The 19,819-nt window shown below is 53.9% G+C and carries 15 protein-coding genes; 11 read left to right on the forward strand and 4 right to left on the reverse strand.

Going from position 1 to position 19,819, the window contains the following annotated elements:
• Window positions 1-4 precede the first annotated feature (4 nt).
• Window positions 5-928, reverse strand: coding sequence for a DMT family transporter (locus DXU84_RS07860; protein WP_153375325.1), 924 nt, complete (start codon window positions 926-928; stop codon window positions 5-7).
• Between the two features lie 137 nt (window positions 929-1,065).
• Here DXU84_RS07860 and DXU84_RS07865 point away from each other — a divergent pair, with 137 nt between their 5' ends.
• The 8 genes from DXU84_RS07865 (at window position 1,066) to fbaB (ending at window position 12,883) form a co-directional block, all read left to right on the forward strand.
• On the forward strand, window positions 1,066-1,536 hold the full coding sequence (locus DXU84_RS07865) for an N-acetyltransferase (RefSeq protein ID WP_232829693.1): 471 nt from the start codon (window positions 1,066-1,068) through the stop codon (window positions 1,534-1,536).
• Between the two features lie 158 nt (window positions 1,537-1,694).
• Window positions 1,695-3,140, forward strand: a complete 1,446-nt coding sequence (locus DXU84_RS07870; protein WP_153375330.1) for a DHA2 family efflux MFS transporter permease subunit — start codon at window positions 1,695-1,697, stop codon at window positions 3,138-3,140.
• 50 nt (window positions 3,141-3,190) lie between these two features.
• Window positions 3,191-4,081 (forward strand): dihydrodipicolinate synthase family protein, encoded by an 891-nt coding sequence (locus DXU84_RS07875; RefSeq protein WP_112197988.1) that lies wholly within the window; start codon window positions 3,191-3,193, stop codon window positions 4,079-4,081.
• A 243-nt stretch (window positions 4,082-4,324) separates the two neighbouring features.
• On the forward strand, window positions 4,325-4,732 hold the full coding sequence (locus DXU84_RS07880) for a hypothetical protein (RefSeq protein ID WP_013577740.1): 408 nt from the start codon (window positions 4,325-4,327) through the stop codon (window positions 4,730-4,732).
• A gap of 209 nt (window positions 4,733-4,941) precedes the next feature.
• Window positions 4,942-6,291, forward strand: coding sequence for an SrfA family protein (locus tag DXU84_RS07885; protein ID WP_370461748.1), 1,350 nt, complete (start codon window positions 4,942-4,944; stop codon window positions 6,289-6,291).
• A gap of 4 nt (window positions 6,292-6,295) precedes the next feature.
• Entirely contained in the window at window positions 6,296-9,268 is a 2,973-nt protein-coding gene (locus tag DXU84_RS07890) for a virulence factor SrfB (RefSeq protein ID WP_013577742.1), read from the forward strand.
• On the forward strand, window positions 9,265-11,640 hold the full coding sequence (locus tag DXU84_RS07895; RefSeq protein WP_153375335.1) for a virulence factor SrfC family protein: 2,376 nt from the start codon (window positions 9,265-9,267) through the stop codon (window positions 11,638-11,640). Before DXU84_RS07890 ends, DXU84_RS07895 begins: the two co-directional genes overlap by 4 nt.
• 193 nt (window positions 11,641-11,833) lie before the next feature.
• The gene (gene fbaB, locus DXU84_RS07900) at window positions 11,834-12,883 is read left to right on the forward strand and encodes a class I fructose-bisphosphate aldolase (RefSeq protein WP_112151362.1); all 1,050 of its coding nucleotides are present in this window, start codon (window positions 11,834-11,836) and stop codon (window positions 12,881-12,883) included.
• A gap of 64 nt (window positions 12,884-12,947) precedes the next feature.
• On the opposite strand, the gene DXU84_RS07905 is transcribed toward fbaB, so the two are convergent.
• Together DXU84_RS07905 and DXU84_RS07910 are read right to left on the reverse strand one after the other, a co-directional pair.
• Window positions 12,948-13,628 carry a type 1 glutamine amidotransferase domain-containing protein gene (locus DXU84_RS07905; RefSeq protein WP_112197985.1) on the reverse strand — a complete coding sequence of 227 codons (681 nt, stop codon included), beginning with the start codon at window positions 13,626-13,628 and terminating at the stop codon, window positions 12,948-12,950.
• A 113-nt stretch (window positions 13,629-13,741) separates the two neighbouring features.
• Window positions 13,742-14,353, reverse strand: a complete 612-nt coding sequence (locus tag DXU84_RS07910; protein ID WP_153375338.1) for a TetR/AcrR family transcriptional regulator — start codon at window positions 14,351-14,353, stop codon at window positions 13,742-13,744.
• A 201-nt stretch (window positions 14,354-14,554) separates the two neighbouring features.
• Here DXU84_RS07910 and DXU84_RS07915 point away from each other — a divergent pair, with 201 nt between their 5' ends.
• The 3 genes from DXU84_RS07915 to DXU84_RS07925 are packed head-to-tail and all read left to right on the forward strand — an operon-like array spanning window position 14,555 to window position 18,189.
• The gene (locus DXU84_RS07915; protein ID WP_013577747.1) at window positions 14,555-16,240 is read left to right on the forward strand and encodes an Hsp70 family protein; all 1,686 of its coding nucleotides are present in this window, start codon (window positions 14,555-14,557) and stop codon (window positions 16,238-16,240) included.
• A gap of 4 nt (window positions 16,241-16,244) precedes the next feature.
• Complete coding sequence (locus DXU84_RS07920) at window positions 16,245-16,817, forward strand: J domain-containing protein (RefSeq protein WP_153375341.1); 573 nt, start codon at window positions 16,245-16,247, stop codon at window positions 16,815-16,817.
• Between the two features lie 28 nt (window positions 16,818-16,845).
• The gene (locus DXU84_RS07925; protein WP_370461749.1) at window positions 16,846-18,189 is read left to right on the forward strand and encodes a hypothetical protein; all 1,344 of its coding nucleotides are present in this window, start codon (window positions 16,846-16,848) and stop codon (window positions 18,187-18,189) included.
• 32 nt (window positions 18,190-18,221) lie between these two features.
• Here the strand turns inward: DXU84_RS07925 and amyA are convergent, their stop codons facing one another.
• Entirely contained in the window at window positions 18,222-19,703 is a 1,482-nt protein-coding gene (gene amyA / locus DXU84_RS07930) for an alpha-amylase (protein ID WP_153375346.1), read from the reverse strand.
• Window positions 19,704-19,819: the final 116 nt, after the last annotated feature.

Below are 19,819 nucleotides of genomic sequence, written 5' to 3' on the forward strand. Positions count from 1 at the left end.
GAGATTATTTGGTTTCAGGTGCGGGTGTTTTCGGTTTTCCGGCCAGCGATTTTCCCGGACTGAGGACCAGCCACACCGCCACGCAAATCAGAATGCCGCCCGCAAAAAAACCTTCTGACAGCGTTTCATTCAGCAGCAGATAACCCCACAGAATACCGAACGGCGGGATCAGAAATGTCACGGTCATGCTGCGCAGCGGGCCGATATCGGCTATCAGGCGGAAATACAGAATGTACGCCCATGCCGTACAGATAAACCCGACGGCCAGCACACAGAGCCAGACCAGCGGTTGCGCCCAGGTCACCGGCGCTTCGGTAGCCGAGGTATAAAGGAAAAAGGGCAACAGGAACAGTGTCGCGCCGAGCTGGCTACCGGTCGCCACCAGTTTGGGATCCAACCCGCCGCGTTCGCTGATCCAGCGTCGTGTCAGGAAACCAGCCACTGCATAACAGCCGGTTGCCACCAGGCAGGCAATGACGCCCGCCAGTAATTGCGGCACCGATTCCGCGCTGCCGGTGGTGGTGAGCAAGGTAATGCCGAACAGGCCGGTGAGTACACCGAGCGCTTTTTTCAGCGTCACGGTTTCATGAAAGAATAAACCGCCGAGCACGACACCCATCAGCGGCGTGGTGGCGTTGAGAATGGCGGAATAACCGGCGGGTAACCAACGTGCTGCCAGACAATACATCAGAAAAGGCAAACCGGAGTTGATCACCCCGAGCAGCAGCGAGCGGCCAAATTTATGCTGATAATCACGCGGCGTTCTCAGTACCGCAAGGATCACGACCAGTCCGACAAATCCGAACAGTACGCGAAGAAACGCCGTATTGATGGCACCGAACGCCGGAGCCGCCACGCGCATAAACAGAAAACTGCCACCCCAGATCGCCGCCAGCAGTAGCAATCGGCAATAATCCCCACTTTTCATTCACATCCCCTATTGAACATTGTCTGATGTCTTGTTTTATTGATGCAGGCGAATAACTAAAACGTGTTAATCAGTGTAGTGAATGTTCCGCCCGAAAAACCCTCTTTTTCTTGCTTTGTAATTCAGGGAACTTGCCAGTGAATGCAGTTAAAAACGTGTCAGCACCTCATATCCGGCTCGCGACAGTCAATGATATTGATGCGATTTTTGTCATCCGCACCAGTGTAAAAGAGAATCACCTTTCACGGGAGCAGTTGACCAGGATGGGTATCACTCATGGCGCGATTAGTGAGGCAATCCGGTCTTCACCCTGCATTTGGATCGCTCAAGTCGGTGAAAATTTAGCAGGGTTTTCTATGGCCGATATTAATGAGGGCAGCGTATTTGCAATGTTTCTCTTGCCTGAATTCGAAGGTCTGGGAATTGGACGTCTTTTGATGGAAAAAGTCGAAGAAACTCTCTTCCGGCATCACTCTGCTATTTGGCTCGAGACTGGCAGAAAAAGTCGTGCTCATGGTTTTTATCAGAGACTCGGTTGGCAAGTGACCCGTGAGTTAGAGGAGGGTGATGTCCGGATGGAGAAAAGCCGCCCTGAGGTTAATTCCTGATGACTGATTTCTCCACGTCGGCCGACTAAGCGTAAAAATCGCTCTTTTTGATCTTCATTTGATCTATAACCCGTATAAAGGTGTGTGATAGGTTTAATACTTATCATCTATCTTTTGCTGCAGCGTGTAGCGAGTGGGTTTTTCCGGGACAGAACACAATGAGCCACAGTAAACCGGATGCGTCAGAACATCCGCAGGGAGATTCCGCAGTTAATACCGGGATCTCCGTTATTGCTTTATTGGTTGCCGCTGCTTTTTTCATGGAGTTTCTCGACGGTACGGTGATAGCCACCGCCCTGCCACAAATGGCGATTTCTTTCGGGGTATCTGCTGTTGATCTGAATGCCGGGATGAGCGCCTATATGCTCACGCTGGCGGTATTGATCCCCGCCAGCGGCTGGGCGGCGGAGCGTTTTGGTGCCCGCAACGTGTTCACGTTTGCGCTCGGCGTTTTCACGCTGGCCTCACTGTTTTGTGCAATGGCCTCCAGCGTCAGTGAATTTATCATTCTGCGTATTATTCAGGGGATCGGCGGCGCGTTAATGGTGCCGGTCGGGCGTCTGACGGTGTTGAAAACGACGCCGAAGCCGCAGCTGATTAAAGCTATTGCCACCCTGACCTGGCCTGCGCTGGTCGCGCCAATCCTCGGGCCACCGCTCGGCGGGTTTATTACCCATTACGCCTCGTGGCACTGGATTTTCTATATCAATGTGCCGCTCGGGATTATCGCGATGATGCTGGCATGGCGTCTGTTTCCGCAGGAACCTTCCGCGGAGCCGAAGCATTTCGACAAACCGGGGTTTGTACTGACCGGTCTGGCGATGCTTTCGCTGGTGACCGGTCTGGAACTGATCAGTCAGGACCACATTTTATGGACCGCCGCCATACTGTTGCTGGTGACGGGAGTGGTGCTTTCGGTGCTGGCTATCCGGCATCTTTACCGCGACCCCGAACCGATGGTTCATCTCGGGGCGATAGTCATTCCGACGTTTCGTATCAGTATGGGGGGCGGTTCTCTGTTTCGCGTGACCATCAGCGCCGTGCCGTTCCTGCTGCCGCTGATGTTGCAGGTCGGATTTGGCATGGATCCCTTCCATGCCGGCTTGCTGGTGCTGGCGGTATTTGCCGGTAATCTGGCGATGAAACCGGCCACTACGCCGCTGATCCGTCGTTTCGGTTTTCGCCCGGTGCTGGTGGTTAACGGTCTGCTGAGCGTTTTCTCGCTGTTGTTCTGCGCGTTTCTGACGCCTGACACGCCTGACTGGCTGGTGATGGTATTGCTGTTTCTCGGCGGCCTGAGCCGTTCGATGCAGTTCACCGGCATCAGCACGCTGGCGTTTTCCGACGTGCCTGCGAAACAAATGGCCGATGCCAATACTCTGTTCAGCACGGTGTTGCAACTGTCTGTCGGGCTTGGGATCACCGTCGGCGCGCTCGGTACCCGTCTTGGTGAACAACTGGTTGATGCGCTGGACTGGGCGTCTGTGCCCGGCATGAGTTTCAAAATCTCCTTCGTGGTTATTGCTGTGCTGACGCTGATCGGCTGGCTGGATATGTTGCGCCTGAAACCGGATGCCGGTTCCTCCGTTTCGGGCAAAAAGTGAATCGCTGCTCTATGATGAGTCGTGTTAATTAACCCTTACGGGAGAACCCGATGTTCACAGGATTAAGTGCTTTTCCTCTTACGCCGCTGACTGAAAAAGGTATTGATGAGAAATCTTTTGTCAGGCTGATGGAACGGCTGGTCAGTGCGGGTGTGGACTCCATTGGTGCGCTCGGCTCGACGGGCAGTTATGCCTATCTGAAGCACAGTGAACGCGACCGCGTTGCGCGGCTGGCAGTAGAACACGCCAATGGTATTCCGGTGATGGTCAGTATCGGCTCGGTGCGGACTTCCGATGTATTGCATCTTGCAGAAGATGCCCAGCGGGCAGGCGTCAGCGCCGTGTTGCTGGCACCGGTGTCGTATCAGAAACTGACGCAAGATGAAGTGTTTACGCTGTATGAAACCGTCAGCCGACATCTTTCCGTGCCGTTGTGTGTTTACGACAATCCGGCCACCACGCATTTCGATTTCACCGATGAGCTTTACGGACGTATCGCGCAATTGCCGCATGTGGGCAGTATCAAAATTCCCGGACTTTCAGCGGATCCGCTCGTCACGCGTAAACGGCTTGACCAACTCCGTCGACTTGTCCCTTCTCATGTGACACTTGGCGCGGCGGGCGATCTGGCGGCCGCCACGGTGCTGACGCAAGGCGGCGATGTCTGGTACTCCGTCATTGCCGGATTGTTCCCGGAAATTCCGCTGGCGATCACCCGCGCGGCGCAAAAAGGCGATGCGCAGACTGCGCAGGCACTGTCTGCTCAGTTAGAGCCGCTCTGGGCGCTGTTCCGTCAGCACGGCAGCCTGCGCGTTGTGGCCGCCGCAGCGGAAATTCTTGGCCTGGTATCGGCCCCTTGTCTGCCGTTACCGCTTCAGTCGTTGTCGGCCGATGCCCGTCAGCATCTTACTTCCGTGCTTGATACCTTATTTCAGCACTGAAAAACTGCCTGAAACAGGGTGGATTATTAATTAAGTTCCTTTCTAAATCTAATGACATTCACAGCGTGAATGTCATTATCTTACAGCGTGTTACCCTGCCGTTTTATCCTTGCGTCATATCACTTTTTTCTGATTTTAAGGGGTCGGAATAAATCGCTTTCTATTATTATGCGTCGCGGCTGAAAGGCTATTTTCCGCCGCGCGGAGAGGTTTGTTTTTAACTGAAAGTCAAAAGGAATGATAATGCCATACGGTGATAATGGTCAGGGACTCTTTCGCAGAGGGCAGCTTGAGCAACAAATAATCAGAACCACCAAGTTCTCGATTTACGCGCAGGCGGTGTATTGCGTTAACAGAATGCTGCGCGAGGCCAATGTCGGTATTTCGGAGCAGGCGTACCAAAGCATCTCACGCAATATTACTGCGGTGACAAACGGACGCCTTTACGAAACATCGGCTTCACTTTCAGAAGCCCGGGTATTTGCACGTGATACTGCGGGGGCGATAAAAGCCGGTGATTTTAAATCGGCGGCGATCACAGCCAGTGGCGCTGCGATCAACGCCATTGGCGGGCCGCTGTTTTTTGGTCATTATGACCGTAACAAACTGATGGCGATAGAACGCCATCTGTACGATAACTTCCACCTGTAATTTTCTGACGACCACATGGGGGCTGACAGTGCGTTTTGCCCCCGTACGGGTTTCCCCTCTTTTGCCTCGCGCTCCACGCCACAAACAGCCACCCTTTTTATCGCTTATTCACCCGTTTGATTTCGCTTAAATCGCCTAAAGTGGCAGCATCATGAACCTTTTCTGCCTGCGCGCTGGCGCGGAGCAAAACACATAAAGGCTATTCAGGCGTGGCAAAATCATTTTTACGCAGTGGCAGTCTCAATGACATCCTTGCACTGGGCGAAAACGGGCTACCGGTTTACGCATCAGCCCTGCAATTACGCGAAACCTTACGTCTGCGTAAACAACCGGTGATTGCCGACTGTCTGGCGATCCCGCAGCTTAATGAGGCCGGTGACCGCCTCGACTGGTATTCCCCCCGTGAAGGTAAAGTCGTTTCCTGGGCCGCTGCCACAGATACCGCGCGCGCATCGGCTTTGCGCCAGCTCGAGAACTGTCTCGACACCGTGTCACAAATCAGCAAAGCGGCAAAATCTTCTGAGAAACCCGCCACTCAGTTTTTTGGCTCGTTACTGGAAAAAGCCTTCCGTTTTCCGGATCAAAACCATGTGTATCTGGTCGGAGGGCAGCCTGTACTGACCTTCTGGGGCTTCCTGAGTCTCGACAGCGTCAGTAATCCTGATCCTTTTGCGGCGCTGCGCAATACGCTGACCGCCGATGAACCCCTGCCAGCGCTGTCGCTGGCAGCAGAAAAAATCAAAGCGCCGGAACCGGTCATTGAAAAGCCGGAACCTGTGCGGGTAATTAAAACCATTGAAGCCCGCGCGGCTGAACAGGAAGTTACGGCGCCGGAACCGGTTGCGACCCCGCGCCGTAAAAAATCTCCGCTGATCTGGGCACTGCCGGTCGCGGCGCTGGTCGTCGCCGGTTCTGCCGCAGGCTGGTTATATTCCCGTACGCCTGCGCCAAAAGTTGAAACCGCGAAGACCGAAGCGCCGAAACCTGCTGCGACAACGGAACCGGCGGTGATTGCCCCGCCACTGGTGGCTGAAGAAGTGAAATCCCCCGAAGTGAAGACGCCGGAACCGACACCGTTACCGGTCGCACCGGCCGCCGTGGTGGTGCCTTCTCCGGAGCCCGTCGCGGAAGTGGAAAAAACACCGGTCGCTGCTGTACCGGCTGTGCCTGTCAGCAAAAATGCCTTAGTGATGCCACCTGATGCGGTAAAAATCGGCTCGACCAAATTTCTCAACGGTAACTGGAATGTGGTGGTGGATATCAAAGATCCGGTTACCGGTAAACCGCCGGTGTTGCGTTATCAGTTTAAACAGGGTCAGGGTACGGTGAAAATTACCTACGGCGCGGGCGTGACCTGCCGCACGGTGGCAAATGCCGGTCTGATGCAATCAGGAAATCTGGTGATTAACAGCCGTTACCGGGCGAAATGCAGCGACGGTTCCCGTTATCAGATGCCGGAAATCAGTTGTACTCAGGGCGCGACTGGCGCTGCCGTGTGTCAGGGTCGTTATACCGGCGACACGGTTTACCCAATGACCATTAAGCGTGAAGGTAAATAACAGCATGCTGGCAACCCTTACAGATTTTAAACAAAAGATTACCCTGATCCGCGACAGCGGCATCCAGTTCCTCGACTTCGCGCTGAAGCCGGTGTGGGATGACGGACTGCCTGCCAAATTTGTGCGCAAGAGCGCCAACGGCCCGTTATTGCGCCTCGACTATAACCCGCAAAATGGTCGTCACTTTTTACCGGGAGTGGATGGCGGTGCGCCGGAAGTGGTGCGTCCTGAATTCAGTTTCCCGCTGGAACAATCGCTGAAACTGCTCGATCAGATCTGGCTGCCGTTGCCGTTCCTGCGCTTTAATCCGCCGCGCACCTTTATGGCCGGTCCCGACAACTGGGCGCGGGTGCAAATCCGTGAACTGGATACCCCGGAAGCGGATGGCAGCACGCACCGCGTCGTGATTGCCTTTGATACCCGCGTAGTGGAAGGCGATGACGAACAAACCCAGCTCGCACCGACACCGGATGACGTCAAAAACGGCATCAGCTTTGCGCTGGCATGGCATAACGAAGAACTGCCCGATTTCCTCGATCAGACCTGGGTGGACGGCTGGTTACGTGAAGTGTTCACCGAGCAATCCGCTATCCGCGAGGAACGTGAAGCGCGCAATATTAAAGTCGCCCTGCGCGAATTCGAATATCAGGCACATTATCTGAATCTGCTGGAAATGCTCGGCAGCCAGCTTGGTATCCCTGAACTGAAAATTAATGGCGCGACGTTGCAGGAACCGGCGATTAACGTCGATCTGATTCTGGATGTGGGTAACTCGCACACCTGCGGCATTCTGGTGGAAGACCATGCAGGCGAAACCGATGGCCTGAAGCAAACCTGCGAACTGCAACTGCGCGACCTCTCTCAGCCGCATTTTCTCTATAACGAACTGTTCGAGAGCCGGGTGGAGTTCGCCCAGGCTCGCTTTGGTAAACCGAACTTCTCCGTCGAAAGCGGCCGTGATGACGCCTTTATCTGGCCGTCAATTTTACGCGCCGGTCGGGAAGCCAGTCGTCTGGCACTGTTGCGCGAAGGAACGGAAGGATCGACCGGGATTTCCAGCCCGCGCCGTTATTTGTGGGATGAAGACAGTTATACGCCGGGCTGGCGTTTCAGCCAGGGCGGTCATGGTGCGATTACCGAGCCGGTCGCTGCAGCCATGCCGCTGACATTTCTGATCAATGACGACGGTCAGCCGCTGTCTGATCTGCCTGCGGAAGATCGCCTGCCGGTGTTCTCCGCCCATTACAGCCGCAGCTCGGTGATGACGCTGATGCTGTCGGAACTGCTGGCGCAGGCGCTGATGCAAATTAACAGCCCGGCGCAGCGCACCCGTATGCTGCGATCTTCCGCACCGCGCCAGTTACGCAATATTATTCTGACCCTGCCCTCGGCGATGCCGAAACCGGAGCGTGAAATTTTCCGCCGCCGTATGCAGGAAGCCATCGGGCTGGTGTGGAAATCCATGGGCTGGCATCCCTCTGACGACGCGTTTAAAAACCAGAACGACAAAGCCAAAAGCAGCGTGCCGGTGCCGGATGTGCAGATGGAATGGGACGAAGCAACCTGCGGCCAAATGGTGTATCTCTACAACGAAACGCAGGTGAATTTTGGTGGTCATACCGGCGAGTTTTTTGCCAGCATGGCGCGTCCTGACCGCGAACTGGCCGACGATGAACCGGTGGGCAAAACCCTCCGTATCGCCTCGATTGACATCGGCGGCGGGACGACCGATCTGGCCATCACGCAATACTGGCTCGATGACGGGATGGGGAATAATGTCAAAATCACCCCGCGTTTGCTGTTCCGCGAAGGCTTTAAAGTGGCGGGCGACGATATTCTGCTGGATGTCATTCAGCTCTATATTTTACCTGCGTTACATGCGGCGCTGAAGAAAGCCGGACTGGCTAACCCGGACAGCCTGATGACGCGCCTGTTTGGTAGCGAGGGGCGCATGGACGGGCATGCCACCTTGCGTCAGCAAAGTACGCTGCAAATTTTTATCCCGCTGGCGCGGTCAGTGCTGGAAGTTTACGAACGCTTTGATCCGCTGGATACCCACGCAGAAATTGATGCGCCATTCGGTGAATTGCTGGAACAGACACCGACGCTGAAAGTGCTGGATTATCTGCATACCGAAATCCAGCGCGTTCTGCCTGCCGGTTCGGCGGTATTTGATCTTCTTCAGGTACCGCTGGTACTGAAACTCAGCAAACTGCACAGTGAGTTTTTATCCAACCGCATGAGCATTACGCAGAACCTGCGTTCGCTGTGTGAAGTGGTGTCGTTGCATGACTGCGATGTGTTGCTGCTGACCGGTCGCCCTTCGCGTTTCCCCGGCATTCAGGCTTTATTCCGCCATCTGCAACCGCTGCCGATCAACCGTATGCTGTCACTCGATGGTTATCACACCAGCGGCTGGTATCCGTTTAACAAACTCGGGCGCATCGACAACCCGAAATCCACAGCAGCCGTCGGCGCAATGCTGTGTCTGCTGGCGCTGGATTTACGTCTGCCGGGCTTCTATTTCAAAGCCGGTGATTTCCAGCCGTATTCGACCGTGCGCTATCTCGGTATGCTCGACGGCAATCAGGTGCTGACTGAAGATAACGTTTGTTACGGTGATATCGATCTTGATGCCCATGATTACAAACTCGATAGTGCGGCCAGTTTCCGCATTCGCGGTGCCATTTGTCTGGGCTTCCGCCAGCTGGAAAATGACCGCTGGCCGGCCTCGCCGCTGTATACCCTGTCCATCGCGGAACCTGAACTGGCGCGTAAAGTGGCGGGTGACAGTGTGCTGCGGGTGAAACTGGCGGTGAAAAAAGGGGAAGATCATCCGACGCCGGAATTTTTTGATATTGCCAGCGCGGTGCTGGATAACGGCACCAAAGTGCCTCCTCATCACCTGCGGCTGCGGCTAAATACACTGGGCGAGAGCCATTACTGGATCGACAGTGGGAGCGTATTCGTCTCATGACAACAAGCACGACAGAAACAAACGCCGGTCTGACCACCAATGTTTTGCAGCGTCAGTTTGCGGCGGTATCTGACACCATCGGCGAGGCGCTGGGCTGGGTCGACGCCACACGCGCTGAAGCTCCGCGTCTTGATCTGGAAGCCGACCGGCTGAATTTGCAGTTAACACGCTGTCGCGAGAAAGCACAGCGCCTGGCACAGGCCTGTGAACTGCCGCCAGCACTGGGTTTTTACGGGCATTCTCAGGCCGGGAAATCGTACCTGATTTGTTCGCTGGCGGCCGGTAACTACGGGCGACTGGAGACTCGTCTCGGGGGTGTCACGCTCGATTATCTGACCCAGATTAACCCCGGTAACCGTGTGGCGCGTTTCGCCACCCGTTTTACCCGTCAGGCAGACGTCAGGGATCGCGCATTTCCGGTTCGTGTGCTGCTGCTCAATGAAGCCGATCTTGCCCGCATCGTTATCCGCGCTTTCCAGCCGGACAGTTATTACCCCGTGGCGGACACACAGCAAATCACCGAGCACCTCAGTAAACTGATGATGCACCGTCAGCCGGAGCCGGTAGACGGCTTTACCAGCGAACAGATTATGGGATTATGGGATTCCATGATTCGCCTCGATCCCCGCCGTTTCCGTCATCTGAATGCACATTACTGGCCAGTGGCGGTGAAGCTCGCGCCTTATCTGAACATCGACGATCGCGCACGTCTGTTCTCTCTGTTATGGGGCAACGACCCTGCGCTGACTGCAGCGTATCGCCACTATGCCCACACGCTGCAACACCTCAGCGGTGCAGAAAGCCTGCTGGCACCGTTGAGCATTCTGGTTGATGACGCCATGCAACCGGCAGACGGTATTTTCAGTCAGTCGCCCGGCTGGGATATTCAGATCCCGGTTTGCCCGCAATGGGGAGATGAAAGCGCGCCATCTGTGACGTTGTCACTAGCTGAGCTGACCATGCTTGCCTCTGAAGTGCAAATACCCCTGCTTTCCCCACCACGTGAAGTCCTGTTCGAGCAGATCGATTTACTGGATCTGCCGGGTTATGGCGCGCTGACTGATGAAAGCGGTGAGGATGAACATTCCGATCTGTTCCGCGCAAAAATTTCTTATCTGCCGGAGCGCTATACCGACCGGCATGAAATGAACATGCTGATGGTTTGCACGGCGGCTGACGTGCGTGATGACGTGGTTGCCGTGGGCCGCACGCTGGAATACTGGGTCAAAGAAATGCACGGCGAAAACACGCAGGTGCGTGACCGCCGCAAACCGGGACTGGTGTGGGTATTCACGCCGTTCGATCGCCGCATGAGCGGATCGGCACATTTCGACGAGGCCGTTCAGCGTCATGTGGGCAATCCGGGTGATGCCTGGGGCGCGCTGCTGGCGATGGATGATCGCGGTCTGCAACGTATGGCAGATTATCTGGCGGCTGAAATTCGTCCGGAAATCAGGCTGAACCGTCTGAGCGAAATACGTGACGAGCTGCGCCGTGAACTGGCGGATAACCTGCTCGGACGCTGGTATCAGGCGGGCGACAAAGCCGATCCGGCACAAAAACAACGCACAGTTCAGACCGTCATTAAAGCGCTGCAAACCCGCACGGGTGTTCATGGCGAGCTGCTGGAAAAACTGCTGCCGGGCCGCGACGAACTGCACCGTATTTATCACGAACATGCCGGTAAGCAGGCCGAAACGGGCGAGCAGGATGAATCTGGCGTGGAAAGTTTTGGTATTGGTATTGATATCGATTTATTCGCTGAACAGCAGGACGTGCAGGTCTGGCAGGAAAAACCGGACGACGGCACGGCGTTTGCGCGCCAGGTACAGCGTTACTGGATTAACCATCTGCGCAGCCTGCCGGAAAACGAACCGCTGATCGCCCTGCTTGGCGTGGCTAAACCAACAGTCGAATTGCTGATGGAAGAGTTGATCACCGCCAGTTTCCGTCTGAACATGGGCGATGCGCTGGTACGTTCACTCAGTGGTACGTTATCTGCGGGGACGCGTGAACATGAGCATCATGCGGATCGTCAGGTTTCACGTGCCCTGACGGTGCTCGGTGATTTTGTTGCCTGGCTGGGCTTTGAGAAGCAAGCTGAAGCCGGACGCCCGGAAAGCCGTATCAATAAGGGCAATAAGATTTTTGCCAAGCCGAAGAAAAGCGTTGCAAGCTGGAAGTCATCCCGGCGCCTGACAAAACTTTCGGCCACGCCGACCAATTCCACGGCGTTTTACATTTACGACTGGCTGGTCGGTTTGCAGGAAAGCATCATGCGCAACGCCGGTTACGCGGCGGGCGGGGAAATCCCTGCGCAGCGGCGGGAAAGTCTGGAGCGATTACTCAATACACTGAAAGCCAACAACTAATATCAAAAACCGGAACCGCACAATGCTGTTCCGGTTTTTTTTTACAGTGAGTGTCTGCGCGTGGCTGACGTCAAACAGAGACATAACCGCAGCATGAGTCACACAAACCCGGCGTAATCCGTCTATACCTAGTGGGGTAAGAAAATATCATTCACCGCTTTGTGCCCCGCACAGAGCAGAAACGGAGTCCATTATGACTGATATCACTAAGTTGTTAGGCAAAGAAGCCGATTCACTTCTTCAGCATCAATGTTCCACCATCACCTCAGACCAGCTATACCTGCCGGGAGCCGATTTTGTTGACCGTGTGATGATCGACAATAACCGTTCGCCGCGCGTACTGGCTGCGATGCAAAATTTGTATAACACCGGACGGTTAGCCGGTACCGGTTATCTGTCGATTCTGCCGGTCGATCAGGGTGTTGAACACTCTGCGGGCGCCTCGTTTGCCGCGAACCCGTTGTATTTCGATCCTAAAAATATTGTTGAACTGGCGATCGAGGCAGGCTGTAACTGCGTAGCGTCAACTTACGGCGTACTGGCTTCCGTTTCACGCCGCTACGCCCATAAAATTCCGTTCCTGGTCAAACTCAATCACAACGAAACCCTGAGTTATCCGACACAATATGACCAGACACTGTATGCCAGTGTGGAACAGGCGTTTAATCTCGGTGCGCAGGCTGTGGGCGCGACCATTTATTTTGGCTCAGAAGAGTCACGTCGCCAGATAGAAGAAATTTCAGCCGCTTTCGAGCGGGCGCATGAACTGGGCATGGTGACCGTGTTGTGGGCATATTTGCGTAATCCGGCGTTTGTGAAAGACGGCAAAGATTACCATTCCAGCGCCGACTTAACCGGCCAGGCAAACCATCTTGCAGCGACCATCGGCGCAGACATTGTGAAACAGAAAATGGCAGAAAATAATGGTGGCTACAAAGCGGTTAAATTCGGTTATACCGATGACCGCGTCTATTCCAAACTGACGACCGAGCACCCGATTGATCTGGTGCGTTATCAGCTGGCGAACTGTTACATGGGGCGGGCCGGATTGATTAATTCCGGCGGTGCCGCAGGTGAAAATGATATTCAGGAATCCGTGCGTACAGCGGTCATCAATAAACGCGCTGGCGGGATGGGACTGATTCTGGGGCGTAAAGCCTTCAAGAAATCAATGAAAGAAGGCGTGGGCTTGATTAATGCCGTTCAGGATGTGTACCTGGATACGAAAGTGACGATTGCCTGATCCTGATTTTGCACAATAAAAAAGGCCGGAAGATTGCCCTTCCGGCCATGTTTACTTGTTTCGATTATTTGCTCAGTTGCTGAACTAACAATTCTGCCGCTTCTGCGGAAGAACCCGGATTCTGCCCGGTGATCAGCAGACCATCCTGCACTACGTAAGAACCCCAGTCAGCGCCTTTCGAATACACACCACCCAGTGCTTTCAGTTCATCTTCCACCAGGAAAGGCACTACGTCGGTCAGCTCAACCGCCGCTTCTTCGCTGTTAGTGAAACCGGTGACTTTTTTGCCCTGTACCAGCGGATTACCTTGTGCATCTTTCACATGACGCAGCACGCCAGGCGCATGACACACCAGCGCAACGTGTTTACCCGCAGCCTGGAATGACTGGATCAGCTCAATGGAGGTTGTATCTTCCGCCAGATCCCACAACGGGCCATGACCGCCCGGATAAAAGACTGCATCAAAATCAGCCTCAGAAATGCTGTCCAGACGCACGGTGGAGGCCAGTTGCGCCCTCGCCTGTTCATCGGCTTCAAAGCGGTGGGTTTGCTGCGTCTGGAAATCCGGTTCGTTACTTTTCGGATCCAGCGGTGGCTGGCCGCCAGCCGGAGATGCCAGCACAATTTCTGCGCCTGCATCTTTAAAAGCGTAATACGGTGCTGCCAGCTCTTCCAGCCAGAAACCCGTTTTACGGCCCGTGTTGCCCAGTTTGTCGTGCGAAGTCAGAACCATCAGAATTTTCATGTTGTTTATCCAGGTAGTTGATGCTGTTGAGATATTTATATAGTAGACCAGTCGTCTTGTAATCACTTTCAAAAAAACACCTCAACGTGAGGTGTCATTTGTTACGCATCAGCTTACTGCGGCTGATGGATAATCTGTTGTGTCATCGTCATGGCGGCGTCAAAAGGTTGCGTATTACGCAAAATTTTCACCATCACACTTGACCCGAGCCACAACTGATACAGCCCTTGTGCGGCAATCAGCGGCGCATCATTGACGGCCATTGATCCTTCTTTAATTCCCGCTTCAATCGCCCGGGCAATGCGGCTGATAATGCCGGAAGTGCCGTCATTCAGCGCCTGACGCATCGGTTCAGAAAGATCCGCCACTTCGGCACCCAGTTTCACGGCGAGGCATTTACCCTGACAGTCGTAAAATGACTGACTCTCCTGCCATTGCTGCCAGTAATTCATCAGACGCTGCGCCATCGTCAGCCCCGGCTGGGCCAGGGTAACATCCATCGCAGACAGGTAATCCTGAAAATAGCTTTTCAGCAGTTCCTCACCAAATGCATCTTTCGACGTGAAGTAGTAATAAAACGACCCCTTCGGTACGGACGCGGTGGTCAGAATTTCATTCAGGCCCACTGCCGAGAAACCTTTCTTCGCCATGAGGGACTGCCCCACAGCAAGAATGTGTTTACGCTGGTCAATTTTGCCTGTGTCAGATGCTTTTGTCGTGTTCATGGGCTGACAATACATTGAATTAGACCAGTCGTCTAGTGGTTAAGAAAAAAATTGATGTCCACTGTTCCTCAGTGCCGGTAAATGTCGGTTTTTCGTCAGGAATTAAATCCGGCAATCTACAAAATCTCCTCAACTTTCTGTAAATTTGGCCGATGAAAGTTCTTTCGGTTATATACAGTTTACGCTTCTGGGGTGATACGGATGTTGATAGGAATAGATTTAGGCACTTCAAACTGCGCAGTTGCCATCTGGCAAGACGGTCAGTCCGTTCTGGTTCCTAACGTCTATGGAAAAAATCTGACACCCTCAGTGATCGGTCTCGATGATAACGGTCATGTCCTGGTCGGGGCGCCTGCACAGGCGCGGTTATTTACCCACCCTGACCTCACCCTTTCCAGTTTTAAACGTTTCATGGGCACGGAGCATCAGTTCCGGCTTGGACATCAAAACTTTCGCGCGGAAGAGCTCTCCGCCCTTCTGCTGCGCAGTCTGAAAGCGGATGTTGAGCAACATTGTGGCTGTGAGGTGAAGCGCGCCATTATCACCGTTCCTGCTTATTTTAATGATATTCAGCGCAAGGCCGTGAAGGCTGCCGGTGAACTGGCGGGACTGCATGTTGAACGTCTGCTCAATGAACCGACGGCGGCGTCACTGGCCTACGGGCTGGTGAATCAGCAGGAGCAGAAATTCCTGGTGTTCGATCTGGGGGGCGGCACGTTTGACGTTTCAATTATCGATATGTTCGAAGGCGTGATTGAAGTGCGGGCCAGCAGCGGCGACGTATTCCTCGGTGGCGATGATTTTACCCGCAGTCTTGCCGGCTGGATGCTGGCGCAGTATCCGGAGCTGGATAAAGACGATAACGCCCTTTTCGGTCAGTTGATTACGCTGGCGGAAAAAGCGAAATGCCAGCTGACCACGCAAGACAGCACGCCACTCAGATACCAGTGGAATGACAGATCGCTGAACTGGACGCTGACCACTGAAATTCTGGCGCAATGCTGTGAAAGTACGCTGGAGCGGATGAAAAAACCGGTGATTCAGGCGCTGCGCGATGCCAGGTTCTCCGCCGATGAAGTGGATCATGTGGTGCTGGTGGGCGGTGCAACGCGAATGCCACTGGTGCGTCAGGCGGTGGCCCGTCTGTTCGGGCGCTTCCCACGCAGTGAGTTACAACCGGACGAAGCCGTGGCGCTCGGTGCCGGTATTCAGGCCGGACTGGTCTTGCAGGATCAGGCGCTCGATGACATCGTGCTGACCGATGTGATGCCGTTTACGCTCGGCATCGGAATTTCCCGCCCTAAAGGCGACGGCTACGAAGACGGTCATTTTCTGCCGCTGATTGAGCGAAACAGCTTTGTACCGGTGAGTCGCGTGGAAACGATTGTCACGATCTCCGATCAGCAAAAGTACCTGAATCTGTCCATTTATCAGGGTGAAGCACGGCGGGTCGCCGACAATATACTGCTCGGATCGCTGGCCGTTGATGTGCCTCCGCGCCCGGCAGGTGAAATGAGCGCCGAGGTGCGTTTCACTTACACGCTCGACGGCATTCTGGAAGTGGAATGTAAAATCACCAGCACCGGACAGGTGGAAAAACTGGTGATTGAGAAAGCGCCGGGCAGCCTGACACCTGCGCAAATTACCGCAAGTCTGCTGAAACTGGAAAACATCAAACAGCATCCCCGTGAGCAACTGGTAAACCGCCAGCTGGTAGCAGAAGCCAACGCGTATTATGAACAAAGCCTTGGCGACCAGCGGCAGTTTATCGCTGCTCAGCTGTATCGCTTTGAACATGTGCTCGACACGCAGGATGCCCGGCAGATTGCGGCAGCGCGTAAGGAATTTGAGGCGCTGCTGGTGCATCTGCGCAGTGAGTGGGAATAGCCCGATGGCGATCTGGTCAGTTTTGGGGATAGAAGCCACGCAGGACATCAGCGCGATCAAGCGGGCCTATGCACGGCAGCTCAAAAACACGCGACCCGATCAGGATCCCGAAGCGTATCAGCGTCTGCGGGAAGCGTTTGAATCAGCCCGGCGCGGCGATTATGTGTGGAATGCCAGTGACGCTGTCACTTATTCATCTCCCCTTTTGCCGATGACTGATGACGCATTAATCAGCCGGACGCAGGTCCACCATCTGGTATCCGATACCGTCAGCCTGCTGCTGGAAAATGAACAGGCTGGCGTGGCGTTGCTGAAAGTTTGTCTGTCAGAAGAATTGCTGCAAAATCTTCAGTTGCGCGAAATGTTCAGTCAGCAGCTGGCGTGGGATCTGGCGGAGCGTGAAGGACTGACCCGCCCGGTGCTGGTGAACGTTGCCGCGCTGATGGGATGGGAAATTGACCATTATCAGCCCGTCGGGATTTCGCTTTGTCAGCTTGATGCGTTGCATCAGCAAATTGAAAATACTGCCGGAAGTTGTTGCCGGGATGATTCCGGTACACGATGGGGTGAAGACTGATGTTTCTTTTGAATTCAGGATTAATGACGTGGGCGATGGAATGAGCAGCCAGGGAATTTGGTCAGTTTTAGGCATTGAGCCCACTCAGGATCTCAGCGTGATTAAACGGGCTTATGCCCGACAACTGAAAAATACCCGTCCGGACCAGGACCCAGAAGGGTATCAACGTTTGCGTGAAGCCTTTGATGCGGCGAAAAATCAGGGGAATGACGCGACAATCAGTGACGTTGTCACAATACATGAGCCACCTGCTGAGGTTGTCCCACAGACCTTTTTGCAAAAACCTGCTCCGTTTAACCCCGTCAATGAGATCAGGCAGGAAACCTATCGTGATACTGCGCTACGGCGAAAAATCATTTCACAGGCAACTGAAATTACTGATGAAATGATGGACGATGAAACTGCCGGCCTTAAGCGTCTGGATGTTTTTCTCAAGAGCAATGTGCTGCAAAACCTTGAACTGCACGAATTGTTCAGTCAGGAACTGGCAGCGCAATTAAGTGATCGTGAAGGGTTATATTCCGCACTTCTAATCAAGGTCTCCGACATTATGGGCTGGGATGTCGACCATTATCAGCCCGGTGGCATCTCACCTTACAGGCTGGCGGCCCTGCAACGTCAGGTTGAGATGACTGGTGCGAAACGTTACTGGTCGGTGATGGTACGTGCATATCAGGATTCAACACTGAATCGGTTGCGCTTGCGGTTACTCACGGTTGAAGGTGCAAGCGTGCCCTGGTGGGCAAAGCTGGTGCCCGATTTTATGACATCACTGAGCAATAAACTCAGAGAGATCAGAATGTATCACCCTGCGTTATTACCCTATTTAAATTCTGTGCTGCTGAAAACCCTGTCTGAAACCCGGGTAGCGCTAAGTTGGGGAACTGTTTTCCTGAACGGCTTCTGGCTTTTGCTGATCATGCTGACGACGCGTGAGCATCCAGAGCCGTGGCGCTCGCGTATCTTACTCATCGCGATTATCGGGTTGTATATTCACGGTTACCGTTACCTGGAGCGAAAGTTGCGTTACCGCCCGCGTATGTTATGCGCGACAGAATGTGTGTTGTCGGTGCTCTCGACCGCGATTATGGTGAAAATAATGCTGGGCTTCTTCACGATGTTTAAGCCTGACGCAGGAAATATGGTTATGGCATTCACCAATTATGGTGTACTCAGCGCCAGCAGTTTTTGCGTGCTCTGGATGATGGCACCAAAACACTGGAAATGGTACGGCGTGCCGTTAAACGCGATTATCATATTGGCGATGCTGCCGCGGCAGTTGATGGGAAAAAGTGCCGGAATCGTCAGAGCTGTAGCGTTTATCGCATTACTGGGGGGGTATTCCCTGCTGATTGCTTTCGGCTTCCGTTAAGGTTGCGGGTGGTTAATCCACCCGCTGTTGTTTTACTCTGCCAGAGTCCAGACACTGACGCTTCCGGCAGCGCAGTAAAATTGCGCGCTGCCTTGCTCGTCGGTTGTAATGATATCCTCGCGGTTTTCCAGCACGTCCCGCCATTTTTTACCGGCGAAGTTGTCGCCCAGATCAATCGTTTTCTCACCTGCTTCGCCGTTGGACATCACCACCACGCAGCCCGGGTGTTCTGCGGTGCCGCTGCGTGAAAACGCAATGCAGTTCGGGTGATCGAAATAATCGGTTTGTGCCCCCCATGCGTAGCGCTGACGGGCTCTGATCAGCGCTTCCAGTGGCACAATCGCAGGCAGTTCAATCGTGTAATTGTTACCGTCGTCCCCTTCATCCTCGTAACTTGCGCCGAATAAATCCGGATAAAATACGATCGGCACGCCCTGTTCCCGCAACAGGATTAACGCGTAGGCCAGCGGTTTGAACCACGGCTCAACCGGTGCTTCAAGAGACTGTAACGGCTGCGTGTCGTGATTGGCCACCAGGGTCACGGCATGCTCCGCATCGGCGGCAACCAGGGTGTTATCAAAAATGGTGGTCAGGTCAAAATCCGCTCCCTGCTTCGAAGCATGGTGGAAATTCAGCTGCAACGGCGCATCGAACAGCATGGTTTTGCCCTCCACCTGATGGATGTAATTTTGCAGCGTCTGGACATCGAATGACCAGTATTCCGCGACCAGATACATCGGCTGTTCGGCTTCCGCCTGAATATGGTCAATCCATTCTTTATAGAACCAGGCCGGAATATGTTTCACTGCATCAAGACGGAAACCGGTACAGTTCGTTTGTTCCATGATCCAGCGGCCCCAGTATTTGAGTTCCTCGCTGACCGCGTTATTGCGAAAATCGACGTTGGCTCCCATCAGATAATCGTAATTGCCAAACTCGTCGTCGACCTGATCGTTCCAGCCGCCGCCGGTGTAGTCGTTAACGATTTTGAAAATGCCCTGTTCATCCGGGTTTTCAATATGGTCGACACCGCTGAAGCAGTGAAAATCCCAGATAAATTTCGAATACCGGCCCTCACGGGCGGCAAAAATGAAACGTGTCCACGCTTCCGCTTCAATGATGTCATCACTGATTTCTTCACGGTTATCAATGTTAACGCGGTTAACCTGCACGCGTTCTTTCTCATCCGCCCCCATTTTATGATTGAGCACCACGTCAAGAATGACGCCCAGCTTATGCTGTTTCAGCGCGCCGATGGCCGCAAGTAATCCCTCTTTGTCGCCATATTTGGTGGCCCGGGAGCCTTTCTGTTCAAACTCGCCCAGATCAAACAAATCATATGTGTCATAGCCAACCGAATATCCCCCGGATTCGCCTTTATAGGCGGGCGGGAGCCAGGCAGCGGTAATGCCAACCTCAGCCAGCCAGGCTGCTTTTTCGGCCACCTCCGGCCAGAGCTTCCCCCCATCCGGGTAATACCAGTGAAAGAACTGAAACAACGTAGGATTCTGCATACAGACTTTCCATTCAGATGACCAGGAAATGAAGTATGGAGCAGGAACGAAAAAAATGCGGTAAAAGGCAAAAAAAAGCCGGTCAGCAAAGTGACCGGCTATGGGCATGTTGGAAA

The organism is Rahnella sp. RcJ3 (assembly GCF_009498575.1).
Classification (GTDB): domain Bacteria; phylum Pseudomonadota; class Gammaproteobacteria; order Enterobacterales; family Enterobacteriaceae; genus Rahnella; species Rahnella aceris.

Bases quoted from the DNA above. Each gene is read 5' to 3' on its own strand.
- DXU84_RS07910 (WP_153375338.1), bottom strand. From the start codon at position 14,353: ATGAACACGACAAAAGCATCTGACACAGGCAAAATTGACCAGCGTAAA.
- fbaB (WP_112151362.1), top strand. From the start codon at position 11,834: ATGACTGATATCACTAAGTTGTTAGGCAAAGAAGCCGATTCACTTCTT.
- DXU84_RS07905 (WP_112197985.1), bottom strand. From the start codon at position 13,628: ATGAAAATTCTGATGGTTCTGACTTCGCACGACAAACTGGGCAACACG.
- DXU84_RS07880 (WP_013577740.1), top strand. From the start codon at position 4,325: ATGCCATACGGTGATAATGGTCAGGGACTCTTTCGCAGAGGGCAGCTT.
- DXU84_RS07875 (WP_112197988.1), top strand. From the start codon at position 3,191: ATGTTCACAGGATTAAGTGCTTTTCCTCTTACGCCGCTGACTGAAAAA.
- DXU84_RS07870 (WP_153375330.1), top strand. From the start codon at position 1,695: ATGAGCCACAGTAAACCGGATGCGTCAGAACATCCGCAGGGAGATTCC.
- DXU84_RS07915 (WP_013577747.1), top strand. From the start codon at position 14,555: ATGTTGATAGGAATAGATTTAGGCACTTCAAACTGCGCAGTTGCCATC.
- DXU84_RS07895 (WP_153375335.1), top strand. From the start codon at position 9,265: ATGACAACAAGCACGACAGAAACAAACGCCGGTCTGACCACCAATGTT.
- DXU84_RS07860 (WP_153375325.1), bottom strand. From the start codon at position 928: ATGAAAAGTGGGGATTATTGCCGATTGCTACTGCTGGCGGCGATCTGG.
- DXU84_RS07920 (WP_153375341.1), top strand. From the start codon at position 16,245: ATGGCGATCTGGTCAGTTTTGGGGATAGAAGCCACGCAGGACATCAGC.
- DXU84_RS07890 (WP_013577742.1), top strand. From the start codon at position 6,296: ATGCTGGCAACCCTTACAGATTTTAAACAAAAGATTACCCTGATCCGC.
- amyA (WP_153375346.1), bottom strand. From the start codon at position 19,703: ATGCAGAATCCTACGTTGTTTCAGTTCTTTCACTGGTATTACCCGGAT.